At 48.2% G+C, this 12,985-nt stretch carries 13 protein-coding genes; 1 reads left to right on the forward strand and 12 read right to left on the reverse strand.

The window, feature by feature from the left end; genetic code table 11:
- Window positions 1-32: 32 nt before the first annotated feature.
- Window positions 33-449 carry a globin gene (locus tag DLM76_RS00695; RefSeq protein WP_118956348.1) on the forward strand — a complete coding sequence of 139 codons (417 nt, stop codon included), beginning with the start codon at window positions 33-35 and terminating at the stop codon, window positions 447-449.
- A gap of 33 nt (window positions 450-482) precedes the next feature.
- Here the strand turns inward: DLM76_RS00695 and DLM76_RS00700 are convergent, their stop codons facing one another.
- The 12 genes from DLM76_RS00700 to DLM76_RS00760 form a co-directional block, all read right to left on the reverse strand.
- The gene (locus tag DLM76_RS00700; protein ID WP_118964111.1) at window positions 483-875 is read right to left on the reverse strand and encodes a TIGR04452 family lipoprotein; all 393 of its coding nucleotides are present in this window, start codon (window positions 873-875) and stop codon (window positions 483-485) included.
- A gap of 102 nt (window positions 876-977) precedes the next feature.
- Window positions 978-1,466 (reverse strand): hypothetical protein, encoded by a 489-nt coding sequence (locus tag DLM76_RS00705; protein WP_118964112.1) that lies wholly within the window; start codon window positions 1,464-1,466, stop codon window positions 978-980.
- A 91-nt stretch (window positions 1,467-1,557) separates the two neighbouring features.
- Window positions 1,558-2,478 (reverse strand): hypothetical protein, encoded by a 921-nt coding sequence (locus tag DLM76_RS00710; RefSeq protein WP_118964113.1) that lies wholly within the window; start codon window positions 2,476-2,478, stop codon window positions 1,558-1,560.
- Window positions 2,479-2,829: 351 nt separating this feature from the next.
- Window positions 2,830-4,302 (reverse strand): NADH-quinone oxidoreductase subunit N, encoded by a 1,473-nt coding sequence (locus tag DLM76_RS00720; RefSeq protein ID WP_118956343.1) that lies wholly within the window; start codon window positions 4,300-4,302, stop codon window positions 2,830-2,832.
- Window positions 4,299-5,996: an NADH-quinone oxidoreductase subunit M gene (locus DLM76_RS00725; RefSeq protein ID WP_118964115.1), complete on the reverse strand. Its 1,698-nt coding sequence runs from the start codon at window positions 5,994-5,996 to the stop codon at window positions 4,299-4,301. Before DLM76_RS00725 ends, DLM76_RS00720 begins: the two co-directional genes overlap by 4 nt.
- A 1-nt stretch (window position 5,997) precedes the next feature.
- Window positions 5,998-7,938, reverse strand: coding sequence for an NADH-quinone oxidoreductase subunit L (nuoL, locus tag DLM76_RS00730; RefSeq protein WP_118964526.1), 1,941 nt, complete (start codon window positions 7,936-7,938; stop codon window positions 5,998-6,000).
- 11 nt (window positions 7,939-7,949) lie between these two features.
- On the reverse strand, window positions 7,950-8,270 hold the full coding sequence (nuoK, locus tag DLM76_RS00735; protein WP_118956341.1) for an NADH-quinone oxidoreductase subunit NuoK: 321 nt from the start codon (window positions 8,268-8,270) through the stop codon (window positions 7,950-7,952).
- Window positions 8,267-8,890, reverse strand: a complete 624-nt coding sequence (locus DLM76_RS00740; protein WP_118956340.1) for an NADH-quinone oxidoreductase subunit J family protein — start codon at window positions 8,888-8,890, stop codon at window positions 8,267-8,269. Before DLM76_RS00740 ends, nuoK begins: the two co-directional genes overlap by 4 nt.
- Window positions 8,891-8,902: 12 nt before the next feature.
- A complete protein-coding gene (gene nuoH, locus DLM76_RS00745; RefSeq protein WP_118956339.1) occupies window positions 8,903-9,943 on the reverse strand; it encodes an NADH-quinone oxidoreductase subunit NuoH in 1,041 nt (346 codons plus the stop codon).
- The gene (gene nuoF / locus DLM76_RS00750) at window positions 9,940-11,274 is read right to left on the reverse strand and encodes an NADH-quinone oxidoreductase subunit NuoF (protein WP_118964116.1); all 1,335 of its coding nucleotides are present in this window, start codon (window positions 11,272-11,274) and stop codon (window positions 9,940-9,942) included. The genes nuoH and nuoF overlap by 4 nt, the downstream gene beginning before the upstream one ends.
- A 14-nt stretch (window positions 11,275-11,288) precedes the next feature.
- The gene (nuoE, locus tag DLM76_RS00755) at window positions 11,289-11,768 is read right to left on the reverse strand and encodes an NADH-quinone oxidoreductase subunit NuoE (RefSeq protein WP_118956337.1); all 480 of its coding nucleotides are present in this window, start codon (window positions 11,766-11,768) and stop codon (window positions 11,289-11,291) included.
- A complete protein-coding gene (locus DLM76_RS00760) occupies window positions 11,768-12,985 on the reverse strand; it encodes an NADH-quinone oxidoreductase subunit D (protein WP_118956336.1) in 1,218 nt (405 codons plus the stop codon). The genes nuoE and DLM76_RS00760 overlap by 1 nt, the downstream gene beginning before the upstream one ends.

A 12,985-nucleotide genomic window follows, 5' to 3' on the forward strand; every position in this document is an offset into this window, starting at 1 on the left:
TCTTTTAACGGGATCGTTTACGGAGATCGGGTATGAATATTACGGAAAATCAACTCAAGAGTTTAAGCGCTTCGTTCGACATCATCAACTTGGATCGAATTAAATTCGCTGAATTGTTTTTCCTGTATCTCAAAGAGAACAGTCCGAAATACGAGGATATCTTCAACAGACTTCAAATCGAAGAGGTTCGATCCTTTATGAACTCTGCGAGAAATATCATTCTTTCCAGTTCCCAGCAGATACAATTCGAAAAGGCGATTCATTCTTTCGGAATGGAATGTCTAAAAATCTGCAACCGAGCGGAAGAACTTCCTCTTTTGGAAAAAGCCTGGATCTTTGCGCTCGAGGAATGGCTCGGGCCTTGGTATACGCACGAGGTAGAAGACAGTTGGGAAGAAGTTTTTAAGGCGATCTACGTCGCTTCGGCGGAAACTCTCCAGTGGAGCTGAGTGAAACGTTTACCGCGGCAAAACTTTAAAATATTATAATTTTCTACTGATGATCGGAATACTGATCGGAGGATTGGTCGCCTTGCATACAAAGGTGGAAAGTCCCGTGGAGATCAAGGATACGAAGAAGATCTGATCCGCGCATTCGTCCACCGCGTCCTTCTGATACATTTTCTTTTCATCGATCCCGATACCGTCCGGAATCAAGACGGTGAGCGTCAATCCGGCTGCAGCGTTCGAACGCATCGGTTCCGGTTCGGTCAAAGCCATAAGATAAACGATTCGACTTAAGAGAAGTCGATCATTGATGATTTCTTTCGCCTCCGCTCCGGTGACAAGACTCGGATTCACGTTCAAATAGGCGCAGTTGAACGTTAGAAACAAAACGAACCATAAAAGCCGATCGATCCGAATACGAACCATCATAACCGCAGCCCCGCGGATAAAATCGATATCCGCTCTTTTAGTTTCTTTCCTAAAAAGGCAAAGTCAAACGATTTTCGGATCGGCCGATTCGTCGAACTCGGATTAGTATTTCGGCCAGTCGATCGCGTCGTCTTTGAAGAGCGGACTGAACCCGAAAAAGATCAGTTCGTTTTCTTCGAACTGAAAAATCGCGTTGAGTTTATCGGAGAACGCGGTCACTCCGTGAACATGATCCTCGTCGTCGTGGTCATGATCGTGACCTTCGTGATCGTGTTCCTCGTCGTCCTCTTCGAAATCGTCGATCCCGTTTTTGCTCAGGAGTTCGCGAATGGTTTCGATCGATTCTCCGATGATCGGTTTTCCGAATAAGCGGATGGAAGGATTGGAAATCGTGATCGAATACAAACGATCGCCTTCGTCCTTATCGAACTCGTATTCCGATTCCTGAGAAAAATATTCGAATCCGGTCGAGAGAGAACCTTCGTAATCATAGTCGTAGATTTCGTCGGGTTCTCCCAACTTCGACGTTACGTCTTCCTTGGACATTCCAAAATAAAGACCGTTTAATCCTTTGCCGATTTCGATGTTCACGATTCCTCCCGCGAGTTTAATACTCTTTTCGAATTTTCGAATATACGATTAAAAACACAGGCTCTTTGAGAGGCAGAAGGCTGACAACCTCTTAAAACAAAGAGTCTTCGGTAAGTTTGAGTTTTTTCCTCAAATCCCGGAATTCATTCTTGTTTCGATTCCAGTAATCGCTCTGGATGCTCGCGTCCAACACCGCATAGGTGGTCATCAGATGTCCGTTGAAGTCCAAAAAGGTTTCCTCCCATGCGAGAATTTTAAACGGAAATGAAGAATCCGTTCTGATCTTCAGAGTTCTTTCCTCTTCCGGATACCAGATCGTATAGATAAAATCGTTTTCCAGTTTCTGCTTCGTAACGACCGCTTTGAGAGGTTTTAATTCCTTATGATTGAGTCGTACGTGAAAGAATCCCGGTATCAATGCGACTTCTCCGGTAGGCACGGACTCCGGGTCCAAACGGATTCGGTTCCAGAGTTCGTCTTCGAGAATTTCGGTTTTTAAAAAGAACTTCGTATCTCCTTCCGTTTCGAAATAAGAATACGATTCGATTCTGAATTGATCCTTATCTAGATTCAATTGTGTGAATACGTTTCCGCACCATTCCTGAGAAGACATGGACTCTTTCAACGAATGCGGATATTTTTCGGCTTCCAACGGCGTAAAGACGGAAAGAGTCATCGAATACGCGTAGATTCCCGTCACGAAATTCTTTACAAAGTTGAGCTTTAACACTTTAGCGCGATCGTTTTCGGCAAGTTCGGGTTGATCGAGTTTGACTTGTTTCGTTCTGGAGAAGTCTTCCGTGACGAATACGAGAATCGCCTTACCCGTATGATTTTCCCCGTAACGAACCTGGCTCAAATTGTAAGAGGAGATTTCCGCGGTTCCGGATTCCCAATACGAGCGGAAGCGCTCCCGCGCATCGCCAGTAGTAGCGATTGCAGACGGTGGAACGGATTCTTTACAATAGGGTAAGAATCCGAAAAGAATCAGGATGAGCGCGAGTCGGTTCATGGATCTTTGAGCTTATCGCAAAGGAAGAACTCTTCAAGAACTTTCGTTTGTCTTTAGAGATTTGTCGGAGGTACGACGGATATCGCACTCGGGATTTTAGTTTACAAAAGTTGAATTTTCTGTTAATGGAAAGTTCGGCGATGGTGCCCACGAGCCCGCCTCCACCTCCCGAACTCGGGCGGGGGCTTTCTTGTATTACGGAAAGTTCGTCGGAACTACGACAAAACCCCGCGCCAGCGATCGGAGCGATGCGAAGCAGCCGCCTTGCGGCCGAAGCGAATGCGGAGTCGCGGAAGAGCGCGGTCCTTTTCATCGGAGATGAAAAGGAGGCGCCCCGTTTTTGAAAAAGAATCAATAGCTCAGATATTGCAAAGCGCCGATCGCGAGAAGATTGCCCGGAACGAGCAAAAACCAACCGAGAGCGACCATAAAGAAACAAACCACAACGACGACGGTTACTCCTAAGCTATACGGTGCGGCGTGATTGCGGGAAATTTCCCCTTCGTCGCTGCTCATAAAGGTCGCGATTCCGATCCGTAGATAGTAATAGAGCGCGAGCGCGGAGTTGGTCACTCCCCCGATCAAAAGAATGCGGTTCATCAGATGATCCGACTCCGCGAGCTTTTGAAAGAGAAACAGCTTCGCCCAAAATCCTCCGAACGGGGGAACTCCCGCCAAGGACATAAAGAAGATGTTGATTGCGATCGCTGTGAAAGGTTTCACTCCCGATAAGGATTGAACGGAAAAGAAGGTTACTTGTCTGGTTCCTTCTTCCAAATACGCGAGAATTGCGAACGCTCCCAAACTCATAAACGAATACACGATGAGATAAAAGAGAACTTCTTCCTTGATTCCCGCTGAAATTCCCGCCACGACGTAACCCGCGTGTGCGATCGAAGAATACGCGAGCATTCGCTTTAAATTTTCCTGTTTTAATGCGAGCAGGTTTCCGTAGACCATCGACAACAACGCAAGAATTCCCGGCAGCCAAGCCCAGGTGCTGTCTTCCAAAGGCAAAGGAAGTTTCGTATAAAGCACGAGAAGAAGTCCGATCGACGCTGCCTTTGCGGCGGTGGACATATAACCCGTTACCGGAGTCAACGCTCCTTCGTATGCGTCCGGGGTCCACGCATGATATGGAAATAGCGCGATCTTAAACGCGACTCCCGTAATGAACAAAACGAGTCCGATTTTTGCGAAGTTTCCTTGATAGCCCGCGATCAGCAGCGGTTTTAACGCCGCCGTGATATTCGTAGAACCGCTTCCTCCGAAAAGAAACGCGATTCCCATTAACATAAACCCGGAAGAAAAGCTTCCGAGCAGAAAGTATTTCAACGTAGCTTCCAAAGAAAACAGATCGCTTCTCGCCATTCCGATCAGAATATATAAGCAAATGCTCATGAGTTCGAGCGCGACAAAGACGAGAATAAAGTCCTGTCCGCTCGTCATCAGCATCATCCCGCAGGTTGCGAACAGTAAGAGCGGATAAAACTCGGGAAATTCTATTTTATGATTCTTTAATATTCTCGGTACGACCGCCGCCGTTCCGATCGCCATCGAGATGTAGATCAGATTCAGCCAAAAGGACAACACCGAATTTTCGATCTGACCGCCGAAATAAACTCCGTTACCCGGAAAACGAAACGCGGTATAAAAGACGCTCCCTAACGCTATAAGAAGAATCAAACCGGACACGTATCGCACGATGAGGAATTCTTTCGTTTTAAAAATCACTGAAAGACAGATGAGAAAGACTCCGCCCGCAGCGAGAATCAACGCGGGAAGAATGGAAAATAGATCGAGGACGTTCGGGATTAGATTCATTTTTGAGCCTCCTCGTCCCCTGTCGGAGAAGTTTCCTTTCCCTTGCGGATCGATTTCGGCAGCGAGTATTTACTTTGAAAACCGTTCAGACGTTCCTCGTAATCGCCCGGTTCTTCGCCGAGAGAACGGTAGGAAACGTATTTTCTTGCGTTATCCACCGTCCTTCCGTTCAAATCCGTTTCTTTAAACGAACTCGCCGTACGATCCCGAATCGCTTTTGCGGACGCAGAATTTAACGCGACTTTAACCGATGGTTCCAATACTTTTAAAAACGGTTTCGGATAGATTCCGATCCAAAAGATCATGACGACCGTAGGAATCAGAATGATCCATTCTTTCAGACTGAGGTCGTGATGTTCGATCAGATTTTTGGTCGGTTCCCCGAAGATCATTCTTTTTGCGAACAACAAAAGATAACCGGCGGCGAACACGACTCCGGTGGCGGCTAACGCGCCGTATACGACGTTCGCTTTGATGCTTCCGAGTATGATTAAAAATTCTCCGATAAAGCTGTTCGTCCCGGGAACTCCCAAGGACGAAAATATCGCGATCGCAAAAAAGACCGAAAAGACGGGAAGGAGTTTGGATAAACCGCCGGCCTTCGCTATATCGTTATTGCCGATTCTTTCATGCAGCATTCCCAACATGAAGAATAGCATCCCCGCGGTGAATCCGTGGTTTAGCATCTGCAACATTCCACCGGCCATCCCTTCTTCCGTAAAACTCAAAATCCCGAGCATACAAAAACTCATGTGAGATAGGGAAGAGAACGCGACGACTCGTTTGGAATTTTCCTGGGCCATTGCGATCACGGCGCCGTAGATGATTCCCGCGATACAAAGTCCTCCGAGAAGTTCTCTGTATTCCAACATTTCTTCGGGGAACAACGGAATCGCAAGCCGAACGAATCCGTATAATCCGATCTTCAATAAGATTCCGGAAAGATCCACCGAACCGACCGTAGGCGCCTGCGAGTGAACGTCCGGCATCCAAGTATGAAGCGGAAACAAAGGCACTTTGATCGCGAACGCAAGGACGAACGCGAAAAACATAAACAAACGGATATTCTTCGGAATTTCGGGAAGAAGTCCCGTGGACAATTCTTCGATCACGATCGTTCCGGTTTTGAAATACAAGATTAGAATTCCTGCAAGCATCAAAACCGATCCGGTGAACGAGAAGATCAGATATTTGATCGCGGCCTTTACGCGCTGATCCTCTCCCCAGATTCCGACCATCAGAACCATCGGAGATACCATCGCTTCCCAGAAGATATAAAACAAAACGAGGTTCCCGGACAAGAACACTCCGTGAACGCTCATCTCCACGATCATTAGATAAACATAAAATTCGCGAATACGATTCGTGATGCTCGACCAAGTGGCGAGCGTGGAAAGAAAGAAAAGCAAGGAGGACATTCCGCAGAGTAGAAGACTGAATCCGTCGAGTCCGATATGATAATCGACCCTGAGATTTCCGGAAACTACGATTCCCCAGATGCGATCCACGAATTGAAGAGCGGAATTCGAAGGATCGTATTGGAAATACAAGCCTACGATGATCAAAAACGGAACGAGCGTAAACGATCCGGCGACGAGCCTCAGCCAATAGACGCTATTGGAAAAAAATAAGAACGGCACTCCGATCAACGGAAGAAATAAAAAAATACTCAATATATACGGCGGGAAATCCAAGTTACAGCCCCCTCAATAGAAAAAAGGAAAGAATGACCACGGTTCCGAATACGATCAGGATCGCGTAGTCCACGATGATTCCGGTCTGAACCCTTCGCAACACAAGAGAGATCGCGACCGCGATTCTTCCCGTACCGCGCAGCATCAGATCCAAGAAATTTCTTTCCACGTATCCCGCGAAAAACTTTCCGAGCAGGAGAATCGGTTCCACGATGAAGTTCTTATAAAACTCGTCGACGTAGTATCTCTGAGAAAGAATCCGTTTCACGCCCGTATGCGATTCTTCCGCTTCGGGTACGTTTTTTCCCGTTAAGAAGATCGTTCTTGCGATAAAGATTCCGGAGATCGCAACGGCTACCGATACGGCCACCAAGATCAACTCGATCGCGGCTCCGGTTTCGTGACCGTCTACGGAATGTTTGACGATCATCTCGGAAATTTCGGTTCCGCGGACAAAGACGGGAGCGAAGTAACGTGTAAGAGCGTCCACTCCTCCGAACAAAAAGTGAGGCACTTCCAAAAATCCCGCAACGACCGCGCCGATCGAAAGAATCATCAGAGGAATCGTCATTACGAGCGGAGACTCGTGCAAGTGGTCCGCCTTGTGGGAAGACACTCTAGATTCTCCGTAAAACGCGAGGTATGTCATGCGGAACATGTAAAACGCGGTTAAAAGCGCGGTAACAATTCCGAGTCCGTAAAAGAGAGTTCCATACGCATAACTTTTTTCTAATATTAGATCTTTGGAAAAGAATCCGCTGAACGGAGGAATTCCCGATATCGCGAGCGATCCGATCAAAAAGGTCAACCAAGTGATCTTCATCTGATTTTTGAGTCCGCCCATGTTTCGCAGATCCTGTTCGTGATGAAGCGCGTGGATCACGGAACCCGATCCCAAAAAGAGAAGCGCCTTAAAGAACGCGTGCGTCATCAAGTGAAAGAGCCCTGCGACGTAAGCGCCCGCTCCCATCGCGACGAACATATATCCGAGCTGCGATACGGTGGAATACGCCAATACCTTCTTGATGTCGTTTTGAAAGAGTCCGATCGTCGCGGCAAAAAAAGCGGTGATCGATCCGATGATTACGATCCAATGTCCTACTTGCGGCGCGGATAAAAAGATAGGATTGAGTCTTGCGATCAAAAAGATTCCCGCAGTCACCATCGTCGCCGCGTGAATCAAAGCGGAAACGGGAGTCGGTCCCGCCATCGCATCGGGAAGCCACACGTGCAAGGGAAGCTGCGCCGATTTTCCGATCGCTCCGATAAAAAAGCAGATCGCCGCCAATGGAATCACGTATCGAAAGGAAGGGATTTCCGGAATCGATTCCGCGATTTGCGTAAAGGAAACGCTACCCGTATACCAAAACACGAGCGCGATTCCGAGAAGCATTCCCAAGTCGCCGATTCGATTCGTGATAAACGCCTTCATGCCCGCGTTGGCAGCGGACTCTTTGTGATAGTCGAATCCGATCAAGAGATACGAACAAAGCCCCACTCCTTCCCATCCGAGAAAGAGAAGAATTAAGTTTTCTGCAAGTACCAGATTCAACATCGCGAAGATAAACAAATTCAAATAAGCGAAGTAACGCGCAAAACCGGGATCGTCCTTCATATATCCGATGCTGTAAAGATGGATGAGCGCCCCGATTCCGGTGATGATCAAAATCATATAAAGCGAGAGCTGATCGACTTGATACGCGAGAGATACGTTCAGTTCGCCCGTTTCGATCCAAGGCATTACGGTTACGATTTCGGGAATCGTGCGTTCCATCGGATGAAACAGAACAAAAGACAACAAAGCCAGCGCGAAGGATAAAAAGACGACGCCGGTCGAAATGATCCCCGTGAATCCTTTCAGCCATTTGCCGAAAAGACCGGAGATCAAAAATCCGATCAACGGAAGAGCGACTAACGCAGGGATAAGATTTGCAATTTCCATTCTTCCTATTCCTACCATTTCATCAGATTCATTTCGTCTACGTAGCTCGTCTTTTTGAGCCTATGAATCGCGATCACGATCGCAAGTCCGATCGCCGCTTCCGCGGCCGCGATCGCCATTACGAAAAAGACGACCACTTCTCCGTCGACCTGATGAAGCGCCTTCGAGAAAGTCACGAACACGAGGTTCACCGAGTTCAAGATCAACTCCACCGACATAAAGATCAAAACCGCGCTTCTTCTTACCATCACTCCCGCGACACCGATCGTAAAGATGATCATCGCAAGAATCAGAAAGTAGTGCATCGGAATTCCGGAAATCCAAAGACTCATAGGTTTCCTCCTTCCGCGTTCTTCCCTAAATTCTTTTTTCCGAGTACGACCGCGCCAAGCACAGCCGCGAGCAATAACAAGGAAATCAGTTCAAACGGAAGAAGGTATCGTAAAAACATGGCGCTTCCCACGACGGCGGTGTTTCCCGAAGTCGTAATCGCGATCGGGTTGGCGGTGTTTCCGCCTTGCGGGATCGGATAACTGTATTGTTGGTTGGTGTTCGCCCCGTAACCGATTCTTTGCGAAGTTTCGGAAGGAATTCCGTCCTGAACCGCAGTGACGAGCAAAACGCCCAAGAACAGTACCAATCCCAAATATAACAATTTCTTAATGGGTTTTTCGAAGATGAAGAGTTTCGTATCGTCTTCGCGCAGCGACAAAAGCATCAACACGAACACGACCAGCACCATGATCGCCCCCGCGTATACGAGAAGCTGCATCGTCGCGATGAAAATCGCGTTCATCACCGCATAGATCGCGGCGAGCGAGAAAAAACTCAATACGAGCAGAACCGCGGCGGTGATCGCGTTCGGATGAAAGATCACCCCCAAAGAGCTGAGTATCATCACCGCCGAAAACAGAAAGAATAGAAGCAGTTGAGGTTGATCCGTGTATGGCATATTCTTAGTTTTTTAAAATTGTATATAGATGCTTGCGATGACGATGTTCAAAATCGCCCAAGGAATGAGTTTTTTCCATCCCAGGCTCATGAGTTGATCGTATCGAAAACGCGGAAGGGTCCATCTCACCCACATAAACAAGAATGCGAAAAAGAGAACCTTACCCAAAAACAAAACCAGTCCGAGCGCGGGCTGAAGAACGTTTCCTTCCAGCAATCCGAAAGGCACCTGATACCCCCCGAAAAACAGAAGAGTCACCACGCAGCTCATGGTGATCATGTTCATGTATTCCGCGATAAAAAATAATGCGAACTTAAACGCTCCGTACTCCGTGTGAAACCCGACAACGAGTTCGGACTCGGCTTCCGCCAAGTCGAAAGGAAGACGGTTGGTTTCGGCGAACATCGCTACGACGAACAGACAAAACGCGATGAACCCCGGAAGTTTGAAGATATTCCAGAGTCCCGCCTGAGACGCGCTGATGTCGGAAAGTTTCAAAGAGCCGGTAAGAATCACGATGGCAACCACGCTCATTCCCAAGGGAAGTTCGTAGCTGATCATCTGTGCCGTGGAACGGATCGCGCCTAACAACGAATATTTGTTATTACTCGCCCAACCCGCGATGATGATCCCGTACACGGCAAGAGAAGAGATCGCGAATAAAAAGAGAATTCCCGTATCCGGGTTTGCGATCTGCAGATCCAAAAAGGTCAGGCCGGTTTTTTCCTGAAGCCAAGGAGGAAGAGGAATCTGCCCGCCCAAAGGAACCACGGACCAAGCCATGATCGCGCAAGTCATCGAGATCGCAGGCGCGATGAGATACATCACGCGATTGACCTGCATCGGAAACACTTCTTCTTTGGTTAAGAATTTAATACCGTCGGCGAGAGGTTGAAGAAGTCCCCAAATCCCCGCACGGTTCGGACCTTTTCTGTCCTGAATAAAACCGGCCACTCTTCTTTCCGCGAGCGTGTAATATGCGCAGGCGGTGATGAGAATGAAAAAGAAAAGTCCGCTTTTCAAAAGCCAAAATAAAACTTCATTCCAATTCATGGAGTTCTTTGTCCCCCCGCGGTTTCGCCGATTCTATCTTCTTTTCTTCTTTTCGGATGATCGGGAACGGGTTCCGGTTTTTCCTTCAATCTTGCATCGAACTCCGCGCGAAACTTCTGCAAAGCGGGACGAACCGCTCCCACACACGCGTCGGAAAGAGGACAAATCGTAGTTCCCCCTTCCATGTTTCTGGATAAGGAAAGAATCAAGTCGATGTCTTGGGTCGTTCCTTCTCCTTCGCGGATTTTATAAAGAATGTCGCGAACCCAATGAGTTCCTTCGCGGCAAGGCGTACATTGACCGCAGGATTCGTGAGCGTAGAATCTCGCGAACCGATATGTGGTCTCCACAATGTCCGTGCCTTCGGCAAGAACGATCACCGCACCCGAACCGAGCATGGTTTTGTGGGCCGCCATCGATTCGAAATCCATATTCGCGGTTTTACATTCTTCCGCTGTGAGAATCGGAACGGACGATCCGCCGGGAATGATCGCCTTGAGAGGTTTATCGTCTACGATTCCTCCGCAAAGATCATTCACAAGTTCTAATAAAGGAGTTCCTAATTCGATTTCGTAAACGCCGGGACGTTTTACGTGACCCGAAACGCTGAAGAGTCTCGTACCCGGAGATTTTTCGGTTCCGATCTTGGAATACCAATCCGCTCCCTTGTCGAGAATATGAGGAACCGCCGAAAACGTTTCCACGTTATTCACCACGGTCGGAGAACGATAAAGTCCCGACACCGCGGGGAAAGGAGGTTTCAATCTTGGATGACCTCTCCTGCCTTCGAGAGAATTGATGAGTGCGGTTTCTTCTCCGCAGATATAAGCGCCCGCGCCTTCGTATAAAATCAGATCGAAGTCGAATCCGCTTCCGAGAATATTCTGCCCGAGATACCCTTTCGCATAGGCTTCGTCGATCGCCTTCTGCATGGTTCTCGCGCCTTTTTGAAATTCTCCGCGGATGTAAAAGAATCCCTTGTTGGAACCGATCGCTTTGGCGCCGATGATCATTCCTTCGATGATCTGGTGCGGAAGGTTCTCGATCAGTTTACGATCTTTGAATGTTCCGGGTTCGCCTTCGTCGGCGTTGCAGATGATGTATTTCGGCTTCGGAATGTCTTTCGGAATGAAGGACCATTTGAGTCCGGTCGGAAATCCCGCGCCCCCTCTTCCTCTGAGTCCGGACTTTTTCACCTCGGTGATGATGTCGTCCGGTTTCATCTGAAGGGCTTTTTTCAAGCCGTCGTATCCGTGAACCGATTCGTAGAACTCGAGTTCGGCGGACTTAGGGTTGTCGATGTATTTCGTGAGAAGTTTCATTTCTGCCATAAGGAGTTCCTTTGTCAGTTCAGGCCGCTTAGAATCTGATCCACTTTTTCGGGTGTCAGCTGTTCGTAAAAATCGTCGTTGATCTGGACCATCGGCGCGTAACCGCAGGCTCCGAGACATTCCACTTCTTCCAAAGTGAATTTTTTATCGGGAGTCGTTTGTCCGAGATGAATTCCGAGTTTCTCGCAGAGATGTTTTTCGATCGTATCGTTCCCTTGCAGATAACAGCTCGAGGTTCCGCAGATTTGGATGTGATATTTGCCGACCGGTTTCTTATTGTAAAGAGTATAAAACGTCGCGACTCCGTAGACCTGCGCGAGAGAAATCGGATCTCCGAGACGCTCCGCGATGTAATTCATTCCTTCCTGGTCCACAAAACCGTGTTCTCTCTGTAAAATATACAAACAAGGGAGAATCAGGGAACGTTTGTCCGGGAATACTTCCAGCATCTTCCGGAATCTTTTTTCGGATTCTTCACTGAACTTATAGCTCATCAGCAGTCCAACTCCCCCGCGATCACGTTCAAAGAACTCATCGTCGCGACTGAATCCGCGAGAAGTCCTCCGCGGACCAATTCCGCAAACGATTGATAATACCAGAAACAAGGGCGTCTAACGTGAACTCTCCAGGGAGACTTTTCCCCTTCGGACACGATGTAAAATCCGAGTTCTCCGTTGGCCGCTTCGGTGGACATGTAGTGTTCTCCCGGAGGAACCTTCACACCGTGCATGATGATCTTGAAGTGATAGATCAATTCTTCCATGTTGTTGTAGACTTTGTTCTTTTCGGGAAGATAGGCGTGCGGCAGATCCGCGTGCCAAGCTCCGCTCGGAATTCCGTCCACGAGCTGTTCGATGATCCGGATCGACTGACGCATCTCCTCCATTCTCACCAAACTTCTGTGAAGAACGGAACCGTCCTCTCCGATCGGAACGTCGAAGTCCACCTTATCATACAGCATATACGGTTCGTCTTTACGGACGTCCCAATCCACTCCGGCGGCGCGGAGATTCGGGCCGCTGAATCCGTAGGCGATCGCGTTTTCCGCGGAGATTCCGCCGATTCCTTCGGTGCGCCCGAGAAAGATTTTATTTTTGAGAAGAAGACTGTTGAATTCTTCGATCGCGGGTTTTAATCCCTTGCAGATCAGCTTTACTTCCTTTTCGAACTCGGGATAAATATCCTTTTCGAGTCCGCCGATTCTGCAGAACGTCGTTGTCAATCTCGCGCCGGTGAGTTTTTCGATGACTTGATAGATGTTCTCTCTGTGATGAAAGAGGTGCAGCATTCCCGAGAACGCTCCGAGGTCCACTCCCAAAATTCCCGTGCAGATGATATGATCCATGATTCTCGAAAGTTCCGAGATGATCATTCTCACATACGTTACGCGGTCGGGGACTTCCACCTGCATCATCTTTTCCACGGCGAGAATCCATCCGATGTTGTTGAGCGGAGTGGAAACGTAGTTCATCCGGTCCGTGCAGACGAGGAACTGATTGTATGTATAACGTTCTCCTAATTTTTCGAAACAGCGGTGAACGTAACCGATGATGGATTCGGCTTCGACGATCCTTTCTCCGTCGAGCTGGATCACGTTCTGTAAAATTCCGTGCGTAGCGGGATGCGAAGGTCCGAGGTTTACGAGAAGATGTCCTTCGGGAAGATTGGCGAACTTCTTTCCGAAATGTTCGGCCGTTTTTTCATACATCAT

This window comes from Leptospira yasudae, from assembly GCF_003545925.1.
GTDB lineage: Bacteria > Spirochaetota > Leptospiria > Leptospirales > Leptospiraceae > Leptospira > Leptospira yasudae.